The organism is Campylobacter sp. BCW_6889 (genome assembly GCF_001762535.1).
Lineage (GTDB): Bacteria > Campylobacterota > Campylobacteria > Campylobacterales > Campylobacteraceae > Campylobacter_D > Campylobacter_D jejuni.
In genome coordinates this window covers 59,412-77,949 of sequence record NZ_MJWZ01000007.1, presented here as the reverse complement: position 1 = coordinate 77,949, position 18,538 = coordinate 59,412, and the positions used below count along the sequence as shown (strand labels likewise).

The 18,538-nt window shown below is 27.9% G+C and carries 17 protein-coding genes; all 17 read left to right on the top strand.

Annotated features, from left to right (window positions below):
- Positions 1-5: 5 nt before the first annotated feature.
- From AJ939_RS00930 to AJ939_RS00850, 17 genes are read left to right on the top strand one after another with little or no spacing between them, the layout of a single operon-like run.
- A complete protein-coding gene (locus AJ939_RS00930) occupies positions 6-953 on the top strand; it encodes an SIS domain-containing protein (RefSeq protein WP_070276000.1) in 948 nt (315 codons plus the stop codon).
- 3 nt (positions 954-956) lie between these two features.
- Positions 957-2,588: a glycosyltransferase gene (locus AJ939_RS00925; protein WP_070275999.1), complete on the top strand. Its 1,632-nt coding sequence runs from the start codon at positions 957-959 to the stop codon at positions 2,586-2,588.
- On the top strand, positions 2,581-3,624 hold the full coding sequence (locus AJ939_RS00920; protein WP_052776619.1) for a glycosyltransferase family 2 protein: 1,044 nt from the start codon (positions 2,581-2,583) through the stop codon (positions 3,622-3,624). Before AJ939_RS00925 ends, AJ939_RS00920 begins: the two co-directional genes overlap by 8 nt.
- A gap of 3 nt (positions 3,625-3,627) precedes the next feature.
- Entirely contained in the window at positions 3,628-5,010 is a 1,383-nt protein-coding gene (locus AJ939_RS00915; protein ID WP_070275998.1) for a glycosyltransferase family 2 protein, read from the top strand.
- Positions 5,011-5,062: 52 nt separating this feature from the next.
- A complete protein-coding gene (locus AJ939_RS00910) occupies positions 5,063-6,019 on the top strand; it encodes a UDP-glucuronic acid decarboxylase family protein (protein ID WP_070275997.1) in 957 nt (318 codons plus the stop codon).
- Between the two features lie 5 nt (positions 6,020-6,024).
- Positions 6,025-7,323 carry a UDP-glucose dehydrogenase family protein gene (locus AJ939_RS00905; RefSeq protein ID WP_070275996.1) on the top strand — a complete coding sequence of 433 codons (1,299 nt, stop codon included), beginning with the start codon at positions 6,025-6,027 and terminating at the stop codon, positions 7,321-7,323.
- A complete protein-coding gene (galE, locus tag AJ939_RS00900) occupies positions 7,320-8,294 on the top strand; it encodes a UDP-glucose 4-epimerase GalE (protein WP_070275995.1) in 975 nt (324 codons plus the stop codon). Before AJ939_RS00905 ends, galE begins: the two co-directional genes overlap by 4 nt.
- A 1-nt stretch (position 8,295) precedes the next feature.
- Complete coding sequence (glf, locus tag AJ939_RS00895; protein ID WP_070275994.1) at positions 8,296-9,414, top strand: UDP-galactopyranose mutase; 1,119 nt, start codon at positions 8,296-8,298, stop codon at positions 9,412-9,414.
- Positions 9,411-10,298: a DUF4422 domain-containing protein gene (locus AJ939_RS00890; protein ID WP_070275993.1), complete on the top strand. Its 888-nt coding sequence runs from the start codon at positions 9,411-9,413 to the stop codon at positions 10,296-10,298. Before glf ends, AJ939_RS00890 begins: the two co-directional genes overlap by 4 nt.
- A gap of 27 nt (positions 10,299-10,325) precedes the next feature.
- Positions 10,326-12,083, top strand: a complete 1,758-nt coding sequence (locus AJ939_RS00885; protein WP_070275992.1) for a hypothetical protein — start codon at positions 10,326-10,328, stop codon at positions 12,081-12,083.
- A complete protein-coding gene (locus AJ939_RS00880; RefSeq protein WP_070275991.1) occupies positions 12,067-12,612 on the top strand; it encodes a dTDP-4-dehydrorhamnose 3,5-epimerase family protein in 546 nt (181 codons plus the stop codon). The genes AJ939_RS00885 and AJ939_RS00880 overlap by 17 nt, the downstream gene beginning before the upstream one ends.
- Positions 12,612-13,670, top strand: coding sequence for a GDP-L-fucose synthase family protein (locus tag AJ939_RS00875; protein ID WP_002912519.1), 1,059 nt, complete (start codon positions 12,612-12,614; stop codon positions 13,668-13,670). The genes AJ939_RS00880 and AJ939_RS00875 overlap by 1 nt, the downstream gene beginning before the upstream one ends.
- A gap of 8 nt (positions 13,671-13,678) precedes the next feature.
- Entirely contained in the window at positions 13,679-14,710 is a 1,032-nt protein-coding gene (locus AJ939_RS00870; protein ID WP_070275990.1) for a GDP-mannose 4,6-dehydratase, read from the top strand.
- Positions 14,707-15,726 (top strand): D-glycero-D-manno-heptose 7-phosphate kinase, encoded by a 1,020-nt coding sequence (gene hddA, locus AJ939_RS00865; RefSeq protein ID WP_070275989.1) that lies wholly within the window; start codon positions 14,707-14,709, stop codon positions 15,724-15,726. The genes AJ939_RS00870 and hddA overlap by 4 nt, the downstream gene beginning before the upstream one ends.
- Positions 15,714-16,319 carry a D-sedoheptulose 7-phosphate isomerase gene (gene gmhA2, locus AJ939_RS00860; RefSeq protein WP_070275988.1) on the top strand — a complete coding sequence of 202 codons (606 nt, stop codon included), beginning with the start codon at positions 15,714-15,716 and terminating at the stop codon, positions 16,317-16,319. The genes hddA and gmhA2 overlap by 13 nt, the downstream gene beginning before the upstream one ends.
- On the top strand, positions 16,307-16,969 hold the full coding sequence (locus tag AJ939_RS00855) for a nucleotidyltransferase family protein (RefSeq protein WP_070275987.1): 663 nt from the start codon (positions 16,307-16,309) through the stop codon (positions 16,967-16,969). Before gmhA2 ends, AJ939_RS00855 begins: the two co-directional genes overlap by 13 nt.
- A complete protein-coding gene (locus AJ939_RS00850) occupies positions 16,962-18,533 on the top strand; it encodes a hypothetical protein (protein ID WP_083261791.1) in 1,572 nt (523 codons plus the stop codon). The genes AJ939_RS00855 and AJ939_RS00850 overlap by 8 nt, the downstream gene beginning before the upstream one ends.
- The last annotated feature ends 5 nt before the right edge of the window (positions 18,534-18,538 follow it).

Here is an 18,538-nt window from a genome sequence, read left to right as displayed (position 1 = left end):
TAAAAATGAATACTCTTGAAATAGCCAAAGAAGTCTTTGAAAAAGAAGCACAAGCTATTTTGGATTTGTCTAAAAATTTAGATGAAAATTTCAATCAAGCTATAAATTTGATGTTAAATACTAAAGGGCGTTGCATAGTCAGTGGAATGGGTAAATCAGGCCATATAGGTGCTAAGATAGCAGCTACTTTAGCAAGTACAGGAACGCCAAGCTTTTTCATCCATCCAGGAGAGGCTTTGCATGGAGATCTTGGAATGTTAACTTCCGAAGATGTTTTAATTACTATTTCAAATTCAGGAGAAACTGAAGAAATTTTAAAAATCATTCCAGCTATAAAAAAGCGTAAAATTCCACTTATAGTAATGTGCGGTAAAAAAAATTCCACCCTTGTAAAGCAAGGTGATATATTTTTAAATATAGCTGTGGAAAAGGAAGCTTGTCCTTTACAGCTTGCTCCTATGTCTTCGACAACGGCAACTTTGGTTATGGGGGATGCTTTAGCGGCTGCTTTGATGAAGATAAGAAATTTCAAGCCTGATGATTTTGCTCTTTTTCATCCAGGGGGAAGTTTGGGGCGTAAGCTTTTAACCAAGGTAAAAGATCTTATGGTTTCAAGTAATCTTCCTATAGTGCATCCTGATACTGAATTTAATGATCTTGTTGATGTGATGACTAGCGGAAAGCTGGGGCTTTGCGTAGTGCTTGAAAATGAAAAATTGGTTGGTATCATCACTGATGGGGATTTGCGTCGTGCTTTAAAGACAAGCAATAAACCAAGATTTGATTTTAAGGCTAAAGAAATCATGAGTACAAATCCTAAAGTAGTTGATGTTGATGCTATGGCAAGTGAAGCAGAAGAGATCATGTTAAAACATAAAATCAAAGAAATTATAGTAGGGAAAGAAGAAAAAGTTGTAGGTATTATCCAGCTTTATGCCATAGGAAATGTGTAAATTATGCCTTTATTATCGGTCATTATTCCTTTTGGTTTAAGTAAAGAGCGTTCCTATATAGAAGAAAGGGTTGTTAAAAAGGCGAAATATTTTCAAAGTGATGAGAATATAGAATTTATTTTTGTTGAAGGATATTCATCTAAAGATCATGAGCTTAAAAATTTTATCCAAACAAACCATCATATTTATCTTAAAGATATGGATCAAAAAGCTTTTTCTCAAGGAAGATGTAGGAATTTAGGAGCAAGTTATGCGCATTCAAATGTTCTTTTATTTTTGGATGTGGATTGTTATATTTCTTTAGATAATTTTGAAAAAATTTTAAAACTAATTCAAATTAAAAATATTTCTCAAAATATCAATGCTTTGATAGTTTTACCCGTAGTGTATCTTAGTAAAGAAGCTAATGAAAAATTAAAACAATACGATGATAAATTTTGGGATATTTTAATACAAGAGGATTTATTTACGGCAAAAAATACTTGGGTAAAATTTTTTTCCCCAAGTTCTACTTCAAGTATCGTGATAAATAAACATCAGTTTTTAAGATTGGGCGGAAATGATGAAAATTTTATCGGGCATGGTTATGAAGATTTTGATCTTTTTGCTAGAATTTTAAAAACTTGTGTGAGTTTTGAAAAAATGCCTGCTAATTTAAGTTATGATGCTAGAAATTGGAATTTTTTTGACTTTAAAGGTTTTAGATCTTGGTTTTCATTACTTGGTTATGAGGCTTGTTTTTATGGAATTTATATGTATCATTTTTATCATATAGAACCCAATCAAAACGCTTATATGCAAAATAAAGATAAGAATCATCGGCTTTTTTATAAGCATTTAAAAAATATCAAAAAACACGATTTAAAACCTTTGCAGGTTTTTAAAGCTAAAGGTGAAAAAGTTTTAATGCTTTTTAAAGATCAAAATTATGATTTTAAGGATATTAGTGTTTATGTGGGAGAAATCATTTATAAAAATATAAGTGATTTTTTTATAGCTAAAGAGTTAAAATATGAACCTTTGTTGGATTTTTTGCAACAAGAAAAAATCACTAAAATATTTTTGGATGCAAGTATAAAAGAAGAAATTGATGGTATAGATTATTGTGATATTTTTTATTTTCAAAAAGGAATTTTACCTCATTCTTGGTTTTTTGGAAAAAATTTAGATTTAGATTATAAACAAGATTTAAATTTAAGCGAGCAAAAACTTTATCAAATGAAAAAATATTTTTTAACTTTAAAGAAGAATGAAAAAAAAGTTATCTTGGATTTTTTAAGTCAAAACAATGACGATGAGCATGATTTGTATGAAATGCTTTATTATTTGATTAACGAGCTTTATAGTTTTGAGCATGATGGAATTTTTTATCAAATCATTATTGATAAAGAAAAAATGCTGATGGCGCAAAAATATGATAAAAGCTTTTATCCTTTAAGATCTTTTGTTTATAAACCTTATTTGTATGAGCTTAGAAGCATAAGACCTTTTTCATTTTTGATGAAAATTTTAGGTTTAGAGTATCTTGGCGCTATGATTTCACATACTAAATTTTATCGTTTGGCAAGAAAATTGTTTTTTAATCCTAAGGGGTTTTTTGAGGATTTGAGAGCTAAAAAGAATGCAAATGTATAAATGTTTAGTTAAACCTAAAATTTCTGTTATTATCCCTTCTTATAATTCGGCTAAATATATCAAAGAATGTTTAGACAGTGTGATTTTTCAAAGTTTAAAAGAGATTGAAATTTTATGTATAGATGCGTATTCAATTGATGGAACTATAGATATATTAAAATCATATGAAAAGCAAGATAGTAGAATTAAAATTATTTTTTCAAAAAAAAAGAGTCTGGGTTATCAAATTAATCTAGGATTAAAAGAAGCTAAAGGAGAATATTTTACAATAGTTGAAAGTGATGATTATATAAAAATAGATATGTGTGAAAAACTTTATAGATTAGCCCGCAATCAAGATTGCCAAGTAGTTAAATCTGATTTTATTGGCTTTAAAGATAAAAGAAGCCAAAGAGTTTTTAAAAACCTCTCTATATGTTATGATCAAACTTTGTATAATAAAAAAACTAATTCGTATTTAAATCCAAGTATTATTATAAATTCTTGGAATATGAATCAATCTAGTCTTTATAAAATGGATTTTATAAAAAAATATGATATAAGAGCAAATGAAACACAAGGAGCTTCTTATCAAGATATAGGATTATGGTTTCAAATTTTAAGTTTGGCTTCAAGTATTTATTTCTATAAAGAAGGGTTTTATTTTTATAGACAAGATAATGAACATGCTTCAGTTAAGAGTAAGGATAAAATATATTGCGTTTGTGATGAGTTTGAGTTTTTAGATAAGTTTCTTGATAAAAATTTAGAGCTTAAAAGTAGATTGCAAGATGTTTTTTATTATTTTAAATTTAAAATGTATTTATGGAATTTAAGGCGTATTGATGATAAGTATAAGTTAGAATTTTTATATAAATTTTCGCAAGATTTTTCACTTATTTATGATAAGTTAGATAAAACAGTGTTTAAAGCTAGTGAAATATCTGAAATTTCTTGCATTATTCAAGATCCTAGCAAATACTATAAAAAATATAATAGTGTTTTTTATAGTATAAAAAAAAAGATTTTTAGAATAAAAAGAAAATATTTTAGGTAAAAGATGAATAAAACAGTAGGTGTAGTTATCCCAATCTATAATGTAGAAAAGTACCTAAAAGAATGTTTAGATAGTGTTATTAATCAAACTTATAAAAATTTACAAGTTATACTTGTAAATGATGGTAGCACAGATGAAAACTCATTTAATATAGCTAAAGAATATACTTTAAAAGATGAAAGATTTATACTTTTTGATAAAAAAAATGGTGGTCATAGTTCTGCTAAAAATGTCGGCATAGAGTATTTTAGTGGAGAATATATACTTAAAAATAAAACTCAAATTTTAGAAAAAAATTCTTTAATCGAATTTAATATAGAAGGTAATAATCCCTATGAAATTTATACAGTGTATAAAAGTTATAAAGCTTTTCATGCTACTAAAGATTTAGCTGATTTTATTTATCCTAGTATAGATTATATTATCTTTTTAGATTCTGATGATTATTGGGAACTTGATTGTATAGAAGAGTGTGCAAAAAGAATGAATGGGGTTGATGTTCTTTGGTTTGATTATAAGTTTTTAAATAAAAATAAAGCAACTCAAATGGAAATTTATAATTACGCAAAAGAACAAATCATTACTCCTTTGCAATGGTTAAAAAGGACTAGAGAAATAGGTAATTATTTATTTTGGTATGCTTGGCAAGGAATGATTGACTTTACTTTTTTGCAAAAAATTAATATTAAATTTATCAATCAGATCATCCATGAAGATCATCATTTTGGTATAGCACTTTTTTCTATGACTGATAATATATATATATATCCTGAGAAAAAGTATATATATCGTTTTAGAGAAAGCAGTATAAGCAATCAAAAACAATATAGCATAAATACTAACTCTTATTTGTATGCTTTATATATAGAATTTGATAAAAATACCTATGAATTGAAAAGGTACCAAATGTCTATGAATTGGATTTTTACTTGTTTGGAATTGATAAAAGTTTTAAAATATAATTCAAATAATGAAATATCAATCCTCGTCGAACAAACATTTTTGCCTACTTTGCTTGATAGAACTTTGATTATTTTTTTTATAGATAAAGATCCGTTGTTACTTAAAAATAAACTGCAAGAATTAAAAGATTATTTTGAAAAATTTCATTTAAGTGGAGCAGAATGTCTTAAATATCAATTGTCTTATCGTTTAGGGCAATTTGTTTTATCTAACTATAGAAGTTTAAGAGGTTTAATAAAAATTGTTTTAAATGCTAAAAAAATGATATTAAATATTCAAAAAGAACAAGAGTTGTTTCAAGAAACAATCAAAAATTACCCTTTTATTGTTTTTTCTTCTTCTGGTGAAGATCTAGAAAGTAGAAAAATCAAAAAACATTATTCTTATCGTTTAGGGAAATTTTTAAAAATTATTTTAATATAAGCTAGTTTGAATTATAATAATAACTTTTATTGAAATTAAGAAAGTATTTATAATGAGAGTTATTTTAATCACTGGGGGAACGGGATTTTTAGGTTCTAATTTATGTAAAAGACTGCTTAGTGAAGGCAATAAAATTATTTGTGTAGATAATAACTATACAGGTAGAATGGAAAATATCAAAGAACTTTTAGAAAATGAGAATTTTACTTTTATAGAGCATGATATTTGTGAGCCACTAAAAATCACACAAAAGCTTGATCAAATTTATAATTTTGCTTGTCCAGCTTCTCCGCCTGCTTATCAAGGAAAACACGCCATAAAAACAACAAAAACAAGTGTGTATGGCGCTATAAATATGCTTGAACTTGCAAAAGAGCATAATGCAACGATTTTGCAAGCTTCAACTTCAGAGGTTTATGGAGATCCACTCGTTCATCCACAAAACGAAGAATATAGAGGTAATGTAAATTCTATAGGAATTCGCGCTTGCTATGATGAAGGGAAAAGATGTGCTGAAAGTTTGTTTTTTGATTATCATAGACACGAAGGTGTGGATATTAAAATAATAAGAATTTTTAATACCTATGGAGAAAATATGGATCCAAATGATGGCAGGGTTGTAAGTAATTTTATATGTCAAGCTTTAATCGGAAAAGATATCACAATTTATGGAGATGGTTCGCAAACGCGTTCTTTTTGTTATGTTGATGATTTGATTGATATTATTATTAAAGTGATGAATTCTTCAAAAGATTTTCAAGGGCCTATAAATACTGGCAATCCTGGTGAATTTACTATAAAAGAATTAGCACAAAAAATTATAGAAAAAACAGGTTCTAAATCAAAGATTATTTATAAAGATTTGCCATTAGATGATCCAACTCAAAGAAGACCTGATATTTCTTTAGCTAAAGCTAAATTTAATTGGGAGCCAAAGATAAATTTAGATGAAGGTTTAGAAAAAACTATAAAGTATTTTAAAGAAAAAATTACAGAATTTAAAGGATAAAATATATGAAAATAGGAATTATAGGAACAGGTTATGTTGGACTTCCAACAGGTGTTGGTCTAGCAGAACTTGGAAATGATGTTATTTGTATAGATAGAGAAAAATCAAAAATTGATACCTTAAATAATGGAATTTTAACAATTTATGAGGATAATCTTGAAGATCTTTTTCATAAAAATGTAAAAGAAGGTCGTTTAAAATTTACAACTTCTATGAAAGAAGGTATTAAAGATGCAGATTTAGTGATCATAGCAGTAGGAACTCCACCGCACCCAGTTACAAAAGAAGCAGATATGAAGTATATTCATGCAGCTGCGACTGAGTTAGCGGATTATTTAACAGGTTATACAGTAATTGCTACAAAATCCACTGTTCCTGTTGGCACAGGCGATGATATAGAAAGTTTAATTAGCAAGAAAAATCCAAATGCAGAGTTTGATGTTCTTTCTTTGCCTGAATTTTTAAGAGAAGGTTTTGCAGTATATGATTTTTTCAATCCAGACAGAATTATAGTAGGAACAAATTCACAAAGAGCAAAAGCAGTGATAGAAAAGCTTTATGAGCCTTTTAAAGGAAAAAGTGAGTTGCTTTTTGTAAATCGCCGTTCTTCAGAAACTATTAAATACGCCTCAAATGCATTTTTGGCTATTAAAATTCATTATATTAATGAAATGGCAAATTTTTGTGAAAAAGCTGGAGCTGATATTTTAGAAGTGGCTAGAGGTATGGGACTTGATACTAGGATAGGAAATCGCTTTTTAAATCCTGGGCCTGGATATGGAGGTTCATGTTTTCCAAAAGATACTTTAGCTATGGCTTTTATGGGTAAGCAAAATGATATCGATTTAACTTTAATCAATGCAGCTATTAAAGGCAATGAAGAGCGTAAAAATCACATGAGTGAAAGAATTTTAAATAGCATTAAAGATATCAAAAATCCAAAAATAGCCGTACTTGGCCTTGCTTTTAAAGATGGCACTGATGATTGTAGAGAAAGTCCCGCTGTAGATATTGTTTTTAAGCTTTTGGAACAAAAAGTTCAAATTTGCGCTTATGATCCAAAGGCTATGGATTTAGCTAAGCAAATTTTAGGAGATAGGATTGATTATGCTAATTCCATGTATGAAGCTATAAAAGATGCTGATGCGATAGCTATATTAACAGAATGGAAAGAATTTTCAAGTCTTGATTTGAAAAAAGCTTATGATTTGTTAAATCATAAAAAAATTATTGATTTAAGAAATTTACTTGATAAAAATGAAGCTATAAAGTTAGGTTTTGAGTATCAAGGTGTAGGTAGATGAAGAATATTTTAGTTGTAGGTGGTGCAGGATATATAGGCTCACATACCTTAAAACATTTACTAGATAATAATTATAATTGTATTGTCATGGATAATCTTATTTATGGACACAAACAAGCTATAGACAAAAGAGCTAAATTTATTCATGCAGATTTACTAGATACCTTTTCTTTAACCAATGTTTTCAAGCAAGAAAAAATAGACGCAGTGGTGCATTTTGCAGCTTTTGCTTATGTAGGAGAAAGTGTTATAAATCCTGCAAAATATTATCAAAATAATGTAGTAGGAACTATAAATCTTTTAAATGCAATGCTTGAAAATAATGTTAAGGATATAGTATTTTCAAGTACTTGTGCAACTTACGGAGAACCACAATATACTCCAATTGATGAAAAACATCCTCAAAATCCTATTAATGCTTATGGAAGAACTAAGCTTATGATAGAACAAGTTTTTGCTGACTATGAAAAAGCTTATGGTTTAAGGCATATTTCTTTAAGATATTTTAATGCAGCAGGTGCAAGTAAGGATGGACTTATCGGAGAAAGTCATGAACCTGAAACTCATTTAATTCCTTTAGTTTTAAAGGCTATAAAAGGAGAAATTCCTGCTATAAATATTTTTGGAAATGATTATGATACCGAAGATGGAACTTGTATAAGAGATTATATTCATGTAGAAGATTTAGCATTGGCTCATCGTTTAGCCTTGGAAAATTTACATAAATTTAGCGGTTGTATAAATCTTGGTACCGGAATAGGTACAAGTGTAAAAGAAATCATCAGTGCAGCTGAAATTGTAAGTGGTAAAAAGTGCCCTATAAATTATACACCAAGAAGGGATGGGGATCCTGCAAGATTATACGCAGATAATAAAAAAGCAAAAGAAATCTTATCTTGGAAAGCAAAATATACTGATATTAAAGATATAATTAAAAGTGCTTGGGATTGGGAAAATAATAGAAAGTATTAAAATGAAAAAAGTAAAAAATTTAATTGTAGGTTGTGGGCTTAGTGGGGCGATTTTAGCTGAGCGTTTAGCTAGTAAAGGACAAGAAGTTTTAATTGTAGACAAAAGAGAACATATTGGCGGAAATATTTATGATTATAAAGATCAAGAGAGTAATATAACTGTGCATAAATACGGACCTCATGTTTTTCACACTAGTATAAAAGAAGTTTGGGAGTATCTAAGTCGTTTTACAAAATGGCATTATTTTATGTATAGAGTAAAAGCTTTTATAGATGGCAAAGAGGTAAATATCCCATTTAATCTTGATACTTTGCACAAAGTTTTTCCAGAGTATTTAGCTAAAGAGCTTGAACAAAAATTAGTAAGTAAATTTACTTTTAATTCCAAAATTCCTATTTTAGAATTAAAAAATGCAAACGATAAAGATTTAGAATTTTTAGCCGAGTATATTTATAAAAAAGTTTTTTTGGGATATACAGTAAAACAATGGGGTGTAAAACCTGAAGAACTTGATTTTTCAGTTAGTGCAAGAGTTCCTGTATATATAAGTCGTGATGATAGATATTTTGTAGATACTTATCAAGCTATACCAAAAGATGGTTATACAAAAATGATTGAAAATATCATCAATCATCCTTTGATAAAAGTACAATTAAATACTGATTTTAAAGACATAAAAAAAGATATAGAATACGAAAGATTATTTTATACAGGAGCGATTGATGAATTTTTTGACTATAAATTTGGAAGATTACCTTATAGGAGTTTAAATATAGTATTTGAAACTTTTGATAAAGAGTATATGCAATCAGGCCCTCAGATAAACTACCCTGAAAATTATGATTTTACAAGAAGTGTTGAGTATAAATATTATCTTGATGAAAAATCTACTAAAACCATACTTTCTTATGAATTTCCTTGTGAATACGAAGAAGGTAAGAACGAAAGATACTATCCTATACCTAATGATGAAAATCAAAAGCTATATGAAAAATATTTAAAAGAATCTGCTCAACTTACAAATGTGTATTTTTTAGGTAGGCTTGGCGATTATAAATATTATGATATGGATAAGGCTGTAGAGAGAGTGTTAAAATTTATAAAGGAGTTGTCACAATGAAAGAAAAAAAAGAAAATCAAAATCCAAGCATCAAAATACTTGTGGGCTACCATAAACCAGCTGAGTTGCTTAAAGATGATATTTTAACCCCTATTCACCTAGGAAGAGCTTTAGCAACTGAAGCTTCTAAAGACGGAGAAATGTCTAAGGAAGATTTTCAGTGGATGTGTGAAAATATGATAGGAGATGATACAGGAGATAATATATCACATTTAAATCGCTACTTAAATGAATTAACTGGAATTTATTGGGCTTGGAAAAATTATGATAAATTAGGTAATCCTGATTATATAGGTTATGCTCATTATAGAAGACATTTTATTATAAGTGATAATATTTCTGATTTAGTATTGCACGAAAATGGATGGCCATTTATAGAGAGTATAAAAAATATTTATAATTATAGGTACGATGCCTTATATGATATAATTAAAGACATTGATCTAATTATTCCGGAAAAATTTTATTTAGATTCTCCGTTAAATTTAAATTTTTATAAATATAAATGTATTGAAGATTGGTATCCTGGTATTGTTTATCATAAACAAAATGTAAGATTAACAATTGGATATAAACTATTAATTTATTTGCTGAAAAATAATGAAAAATATAAAAATGAAGTAGAAAATTTCATTTCCGGAACAAGTTATTATCCTTGTAATATGTTTATAATGAAAAAAGAGTTATTTTTTTCCTATTGTTCTTTTATATTTGAGCTAATTTTTTTAGTTTATGATATAATGAAGGAAGATTTAGAAGTAAGAAATACCCATGAGAAAAGAGAATTAGGTTTTTGTGCTGAGTATTTAACTTCTATTTTTATTCAAAAAAATATAAAGGAAAATTGCAAATTTAGGAATAAATATGTTGCTATTTTTCAATAGCTACTAGCAAAGTTATTTGGAGATAAAATGAATAAATTGATTATTGCATGCAGAGGAGATGCTTTTGGTGAGAGAATATTGGCATTGTTAAATGCTATATATATAAGTAAAAAAGTAAATTTAAAATTCGGTTATATTTGGAATGTGCCAAGAGTAAAATTTAATGTTGATAAAGTGATCAATCCATTTGATGACTTTCCAAGTGAAAAAGATATTTTTAATGAAGATTTTATTCATAAATATTCACTAACAGATAAAGTTAATTTCATAGCAAAAGATGGGATTGGTATTTTTTTGAAAAATAAAAAGTATGTTTTAAAAACAATTCATGAATATGAACAATCTTGTGAATATGGCTATATTAGCACCCAATATGATTTATCGGATTTATGTATAGATGTAGATAAAATTGAATATTTAAATTTATTAAAGAAAATTTTTTGGAATGAAATAGGATTTTCAAATAAAGTTATTAATTTGATAGCTTTAGTTGAAAAATCTATTAATTTTAATTTTTATGCTATTCATATTAGAATTGGAGATATATTATTAAATAATAATGGAAAAGATATTTTTTTTGGAAGGAAAAAAGCAAGTGAGCTTTGTCTCATATTGGAAGTAATTAATAAAACATTAAAAGATAAAAATATAGTAATATTTGGCGATGATTTAGAATTAATTAGGCTTATAAAAACAAAATCTAACAATTTGAACAATAGATTTGTTTTATTACCTTCGGAGTGTATTAATATTCATATAAGTGGTTTTGATAAGAATTTTTCAGATGTGATTTTAATGTCTAATTCAAATGGTATTTATGCTTCAGGTTCTTCTGGTTTTTCACAACTAGCTTACAGAATAAGCAGAAATTGTAATTCAATAGTTTCTATTTATGATTTATTTACTATAAATGAACAATATTCGATTATATGTAGTCGTGTAAAGTCTCTTCAAGGTCTTAAAAAAGAGTATCAGTCTTTTTCATATTTTTATTTATATCTTTTATCTAATAAATTGTCGATGAGTTATTTTACTCAACGTAAACATCTCATTAATGCAATGTCTTTTTATCCCAATTGTAAAACTTATAGTATATTGTATATTAATTTATTATTGGATATGAATAAACTAAAAGAATTGAATTTACTTTTCAAGGAAAGATATTCATATTTATTTTTAGAGGATAGTTTGTTCTTTATTAATGCATATAATAATAAATTTTTATATTCTTTTATTTTTGTTAAGTTGCTTAAAATTAAAGATCTAATATTATATCCTTATATAGGACTATTTCTAAGAGAAATGTTTAAAGGAAAAAAAATAGATAATTCCTATTTAGAAAATATTTTTAAAAATTCAAAAGAGCGTGTTGAATATAATGATATGTATAATTCTTTATATCATTTTTTTCTTGTAAGTTATAACACAAGTGATACGATATTAATTGGTGCTAAAGAAAGAGTAAAAAACCATTTAGCGTATAAGTTAGGTAGGATTTTAATTGATAATAAAAAAAATGTCTTTAAAATGTTTTTCAAGATATTTCAAACTTTAATTTTTCATAAAATAATAAAAATTAAATATGGAATGATTTGTAAATTTGATTCAAAATATAAACTACCAAGTTTAGATTCATATAGTGATAAAGAAGAAGGATTTGCTATAAAAAACTATTATTCTTATAGGTTGGGAGAACTTTTTATAAAGCATCCGTTTAGTTTTATTTTTAGAATTTATAATTTTAATGCCAAATTTAGAAGGGAAAAAAATGGAAATAAAATTTAACATAGAAGAATCTAAAATTTTGAACGGGGTATATATAATAACTCCGAATAAATTTAGTGATTTAAGGGGTGATATATGGACAGCATTTACAGATGAATATTTGAGTAATTTAGTGCCAAATGGAATTAAGTTTAAGCATGATAAATTTATAAATTCTCATTTTAATGTTTTACGTGGAATTCATGGTGATGTAAAAACTTATAAGCTTGTAACTTGTGTCTATGGAGAAGTGCATCAAGTTGTGGTTGATTGCAGAAAAAATTCGCCAACTTATCTAAAATGGGAGAAATTTATTATAAGCCCTAGAAATCAACAGCTTATTTTATTGCCGCCAAATATGGGAAATTCTCATTATGTAAGTTCAAAAGAAGCCGTGTATTACTATAAGCTTGCTTATGAGGGCGAATATTTAGATGCTCCTGATCAATTTACTTATGCTTGGAATGATGAAAGAATCGCTATAGATTGGCCAACAAAATCTCCTATTCTTTCAGAGCGTGATATTCTTGCAATGAATAAGGATAAATAATGAATAAAGATTCTAAAATTTATATAGCAGGACATACAGGTTTAGTCGGTTCTTCAATTTTAAAAAAATTACAAAATGATGGCTATGAAAATTTAATTTTTAGAACTCATTCTGAACTTGATTTGACAAATCAGCAAGCTGTAACCGATTTTTTTAAAAAAGAAAAACCAGAATATGTCTTTTTCTGTGCTGCTAAAATGGGTGGCATGATGGAACAGCTAGAGAGAAGAGCTGATTTTTTGTATTTAAATTTAATAATGCAAACTTTTGTACTACATGAAGCTTATAAGAATGATTGTAAAAAATTACTTTACTTAAGTTCTCTTTGTATTTACCCGCAGGATGCATCACTGCCGATAAAGGAAACAAGTATGCTTGAGGGAAAATTGCAATTTATTAATGAGCCTTATGCGGTTGCTAAAATTACAGGTAATAAAATGTGCGAGTTTTATAACCAGCAATTTGGCACAAATTTTATTACTTTAGTTCCAACAAGTATTTATGGACCTGGGGATAATTTTAATTTAGCCACAGCTCATGTTTTTCCTGCAATATTTGCAAAAATTTATTTAGGAAAATTGCTAAATGAGCAAAAGCATCAAGAGTTGTTTAATAGCTTGAGATTGGATAATATACAAGATGTTTTAAAATATTTAAGTCAATTTGATATTGATGAGAATAAGGTTACATTGCTTGGAAGTGGTAACCCTAGAAGAGAATTTATTTACGTGGATGATGTTGCAGATGCATGTATTTTTACAATGGATAAAATTGATGCTTCTATGTTGAAAAAATATGATGAAAATTTTCATAATACTCACTTGAATCTAGCTGATGGCAAGGATTACTCAATTAAAGAAGTTGCTTTTTTGATAAAAGACATTATAGGATATAAAGGGGATATCATTTTTGACTCTTCCAAGCTTGATGGAACAATGTTAAAGACAACCAATACTGAAAGAATTAGAAAATTAGGCTGGAAGGCAAAAATCAAGCTTGAAGACGGCATTAAGATGATGTATGAATGGTATTTAAAAGAGCAAAATATAAGACAATAGGAAAAATCATGAGTAAAACAGCATTAATTACAGGATTTACAGGACAAGTTGGTTCGCAAATGGCAGATTTTCTTCTGAAAAATACTGACTATGATATTATAGGTATGATGCGTTGGCAAGAGCCTATGGACAATATCTATCATTTAAGCGATAGAATTAATAAAAAAGATAGAATTAGCATTTTTTATGCAGATTTAAATGATTACTCTAGTCTTCAAAAACTTTTTGAGAGCAAAAGACCGGATGTGATCTTTCATTTGGCCGCGCAGTCTTATCCAAAAACGTCTTTTGATATACCTATAGAAACATTACAAACAAATATCATAGGCACAGCAAATATTTTGGAAAACATTAGAATTTTAAAGGTGAAAGACGACTATGATCCCGTAGTGCATGTTTGCTCTTCAAGCGAAGTTTATGGCAAGGCAAAAGCAGGCATTAAGCTTAATGAAGAAACCGCCTTTCACGGTGCAAGTCCTTATAGTATAAGCAAAATCAGCACTGATTATTTAGGAAGATTTTATGGCGAAGCTTATAACATTCGCACTTTTGTTACAAGAATGGGAACACATAGTGGCCCAAGACGTTCTGATGTATTTTTTGAAAGCACTGTCGCAAAGCAAATTGCACTTATTGAGGCAGGTTATCAAGAACCGGTTATCAAGGTTGGAAATCTTTCAAGCGTAAGAACTTTTCAAGATTGTCGTGATGCTATAAGGGCTTATTATCTACTTTCTCTTGAAAGTGAAAAAGGAAAAGTTCCTTGTGGGGAAGCTTTTAATATAGCAGGAGAAGAAGCTTTTAAACTCCCTGAGGTTATTGATATACTTTTATCTTTTTCTACAAGAAAAGATATTAAAGTAGAACAAGATGAAGAAAGACTACGTCCTATTGATGCAGACTATCAAATGTTTGATAATACAAAAATCAAAAGTTTTATCAATTGGAAACCAGAAATTCCAGCTAGAAAAATGTTTGAGGATTTATTAAATCATTGGAGAGATGAGATTAAAAAAGGAAGGATTCCTTTGAATAGATGAAAACTATACGCACACAAACTCCACTTCGCCTCGGTCTAGCAGGTGGGGGAACTGATATAAATTTATATTGTGATAAATACACAGGTTATGTTTTAAATGCGACCATATCTTTATACATACATTGTACTTTGATCGAAAGAGAAGATGAAAAAATCATTTTTGATTCTCCTGATACAAATTCTTACTGTGAGTATAAAAGCAAAGAATTTTTAGAAAATGATGGAAAGTTAGATATTTTTAAAAGTATTTACAATCGCATTGTAAAAGATTTTACAAAAAAACCTTTGAGTTTTTCTTTGCATACATACTCAGATGTACCAAGTGGTAGTGGCTTGGGTGGAAGCTCGACTTTGGTTGTGGGGGTTATAAAAGCCTTTACAGAATGGCTTAATCTACCTTTAGGGGAATATGAAATCGCTAAGCTTGCTTATGAGATAGAAAGAGAAGATTTAGGCATAGTAGGCGGAGCACAAGATCAATACGCCGCAACTTTTGGGGGATTTAATTTTATGGAATTTTATGATAATAAAAGAGTAATCGTTAATCCTTTGCGTATTAAAAACTGGATAGCTAGTGAGCTTGAAGCTAGAACTGTGCTTTATTTTACAAATATCACAAGAGAAGCAAAAGATATAGAAGAGCATAAAAAAGGAAAGCTTGGAGATGAAAAGTCTTTAGAGGCCATGCACGCGATAAAACAAGATGCCATCAAGATGAAAGAAGCTTTATTTAAGGCGGATTTTGATACTTTAGCGCAAATTTTAGGTAAGTCTTGGCAGTCAAAAAAAATCATCTCAGAAATCGTTAGCAACGATGAGCTTGAAAGAATTTATCATTTAGCTATGCAAAATGGAGCTTATAGTGGCAAAACCAGTGGAGCAGGAGCAGGTGGATTTATGTTTTTTTTCATAGATCCTACTAAAAAATACAACCTAATCAAAGCTTTAAGCAAAGAGCAAGGTTATGTGCAGGATTTTTCATTTACAAAAGAGGGGGTTAAATCATGGAGAATTTAAATTCTTATGTAAAAGAACATTTTCAAGAATCAATTTTGGTAAAAGAGCAAATTTTAAAAGATGAGAATTTAATAACTCTTATTAAAAATGCTTCATTAGAAATCATAAAAGCTTATAAAAATGGTAACAAAACTTTGCTTGCAGGAAACGGTGGTAGCGCAGCTGATGCACAGCATATCGCAGGAGAATTTGTAAGTAGATTTTATTTTGATAGACCAGGGATCGCAAGTATCGCACTTACGACAGATACTAGCGTATTAACAGCTATTGGCAATGACTATGGTTATGAAAATTTGTTTGCTAGACAAGTACAAGCTCAAGGAGTTAAAGGAGATGTTTTTATAGGCATTTCAACAAGTGGAAATAGTAAAAATATCTTAAAAGCTTTAGAGTTTTGCAAACAAAAAGAAATCATAAGTATAGGCTTAAGTGGAGCTAGTGGCGGGGCTATGAATGAACTTTGTGATTATTGTATAAAAGTGCCTTCAACTTGCACGCCAAGAATTCAAGAAGCACATATTTTAATAGGACATATTATTTGTGCTATCGTTGAAGAAGAGCTTTTTGGTAAAGGTTTTTCTTGCAAGCAATAATACTTTGCGGTGGCTTAGGAACAAGGCTTAAAAGTGTTGTAAAAGACATTCCAAAGCCTATGGCACCGATAAATGATAAACCTTTTTTAGAATTTATTTTTGAGTATCTTAAAAAGCAAAGTATAAAAGAAGTAATTTTAGCAGTATCATACAAATATGAAGTGATAAAAGAGTATTTTAAAGATGAGTTTTTAGGTATAAAAATAAAATACAGCATAGAAAAAGAGCCTCTAGGAACGGGTGGAGCTATAAAAGAAGCTTTGAAATTTGTAAAAAATAAAGCTTATGTTTTAAATGGCGATACTTTTTTTGATATAGATTTAAGTAAATTAAAGCTAAATGGAAGTAGAATTTGCCTTGCTTTAAAGCAAATGAATGATTTTGATAGATATGGCACAGTAAATGTTGATGAACAAGGTTTTGTAATTTCTTTTGAGGAAAAGGTATTTAAAAAGCAAGGTTTAATCAATGGTGGAATTTATCTTTTAGCTAAAGATATTTTTAATGAATTTGATTTAGAGAAAAAATTTTCTTTTGAAGAGTTTTTACAAGAAAACTATAAAAAACTAAAGGCTAGAGCTTGTATTTTTGATGATTATTTTATAGATATTGGCGTGCCTAGAGATTATGAAAGGTTTAAAAATGAATAATCAAAATGTAGTTTTACTTGGTGGAAGCAATTCAGTTATGGTAAATGGACTCCAGAAAGGATTAAGAGAAGGCATAATTAAATATAATCAAGATAAAAATAGAACATGTAATTTAGAATTTTATAATTTTGCTTTAGGGGCATCAGATTCTCTTCAAAAGATTTTTCAAATTATCAAGAACAAAAGGGTTTTTCAAGCAACAATGCTGATTGTTATAGAGCTTAATTTAAATGAATATGGTATGTTCAATGATGTAAAATTTGATGTAAAAATACTTGATAGAAATTTGGAAATACTGTTTAGAATTTTATCAAATCTAAATACAAGGATTGTTAATATATTACTACCTATGCAATCTTTAACAAAAGAATGTGAAAATAATTTAAATAAAATTAATAATCTTATAAAAAACAAAATTCAAACTTACAATTTTAATTATATAGATATGCAAAAATATTATAATAAAAAGAAGGTAAATGATTTTTTTTCAACTAATGATCGATACCATCAGTTGGGATCTATTATGCAAATTCTTGGAAAAAATATTATAAAAGAAATTTACTGTTTTAAAAAAACAATACAGAAAAACATTGTGATACCTAATTTTATTATTAAATCTCCTTTGGAAATATTTAACTTAAGTTATAATTTAGAATGTAAAAAATTAAAAAATTCTATACTTAATGAAAATATATATAAACTTGACAATAACACAAGACTTTATTTTAATAATAATTTAGCAGGATATCATGTTATTGGAATTGCTGTTTGTAATTTTTTTCAAGAAAAAAATGATTATTGTTTTTCAAGTTTTATTTTAAAAAACCAAACAACAAAAATTGTTAAAGGAATAAAATCATCTTATTATCTTTTTCATAGCCTTGAAAAAGAATTTATTATTGATAAATCTAGTTTTATGCAATTTAATCGAGAAAATAACAGTGTTACAGAACCAAGCGTATGGGTTCCTAAGGGTGAATATATTAATACTGCTAATCATTGTGGCATATCTTATTTTTTGTTAGCTAAATTTAATAATATAAAAGAAAGTAATTTAAAAAATGTTGCAACAAATTATGATTTTTCATATTTAATACCTCCAGTTGAAGATTATAAGAATATTATAGAAGAATATAATTTAAGAATGAAATTAGTACAGACGCATTCTTTACAGATTGAAACTAGGTTAAAATTTGATTCAGCCAAGTCTCGTATCCAAGACCATCTATCCTATAAACTAGGACAAGTCTTAATTACTAATTCAAAAAGTATATTAGGCTATATAAGAATGCCTTTTGTATTATCATATATAAAGGATAAACATAAATTTGAACAAAAAGTTTACGAAGAAAAAATAAAAAAAAACTCAAATTTAGCTTTACCTTCTTTAGAATCCTACCCAGACTATCAAGAAGCTTTAAAAGAAAAAGAATGTTTTACTTATAAATTAGGAGAAGCTTTTATTAAAGCTAGTAAGAATTGGTATAGGGGGGGGTATATCAAATTTATTCTCAAAGATGTGCCTAGGTTGAAAAGGGATTTGAGAGAGACTAAAATTTTATAAGGAAT

Bases quoted from the DNA above. Each gene is read 5' to 3' on its own strand.
- AJ939_RS00880 (WP_070275991.1), top strand. From the start codon at position 12,067: ATGGAAATAAAATTTAACATAGAAGAATCTAAAATTTTGAACGGGGTA.
- AJ939_RS00920 (WP_052776619.1), top strand. From the start codon at position 2,581: ATGTATAAATGTTTAGTTAAACCTAAAATTTCTGTTATTATCCCTTCT.
- AJ939_RS00905 (WP_070275996.1), top strand. From the start codon at position 6,025: ATGAAAATAGGAATTATAGGAACAGGTTATGTTGGACTTCCAACAGGT.
- AJ939_RS00875 (WP_002912519.1), top strand. From the start codon at position 12,612: ATGAATAAAGATTCTAAAATTTATATAGCAGGACATACAGGTTTAGTC.
- gmhA2 (WP_070275988.1), top strand. From the start codon at position 15,714: ATGGAGAATTTAAATTCTTATGTAAAAGAACATTTTCAAGAATCAATT.
- AJ939_RS00870 (WP_070275990.1), top strand. From the start codon at position 13,679: ATGAGTAAAACAGCATTAATTACAGGATTTACAGGACAAGTTGGTTCG.
- AJ939_RS00915 (WP_070275998.1), top strand. From the start codon at position 3,628: ATGAATAAAACAGTAGGTGTAGTTATCCCAATCTATAATGTAGAAAAG.
- hddA (WP_070275989.1), top strand. From the start codon at position 14,707: ATGAAAACTATACGCACACAAACTCCACTTCGCCTCGGTCTAGCAGGT.
- AJ939_RS00925 (WP_070275999.1), top strand. From the start codon at position 957: ATGCCTTTATTATCGGTCATTATTCCTTTTGGTTTAAGTAAAGAGCGT.
- AJ939_RS00890 (WP_070275993.1), top strand. From the start codon at position 9,411: ATGAAAGAAAAAAAAGAAAATCAAAATCCAAGCATCAAAATACTTGTG.
- glf (WP_070275994.1), top strand. From the start codon at position 8,296: ATGAAAAAAGTAAAAAATTTAATTGTAGGTTGTGGGCTTAGTGGGGCG.
- AJ939_RS00910 (WP_070275997.1), top strand. From the start codon at position 5,063: ATGAGAGTTATTTTAATCACTGGGGGAACGGGATTTTTAGGTTCTAAT.
- AJ939_RS00930 (WP_070276000.1), top strand. From the start codon at position 6: ATGAATACTCTTGAAATAGCCAAAGAAGTCTTTGAAAAAGAAGCACAA.
- AJ939_RS00885 (WP_070275992.1), top strand. From the start codon at position 10,326: ATGAATAAATTGATTATTGCATGCAGAGGAGATGCTTTTGGTGAGAGA.
- galE (WP_070275995.1), top strand. From the start codon at position 7,320: ATGAAGAATATTTTAGTTGTAGGTGGTGCAGGATATATAGGCTCACAT.
- AJ939_RS00850 (WP_083261791.1), top strand. From the start codon at position 16,962: ATGAATAATCAAAATGTAGTTTTACTTGGTGGAAGCAATTCAGTTATG.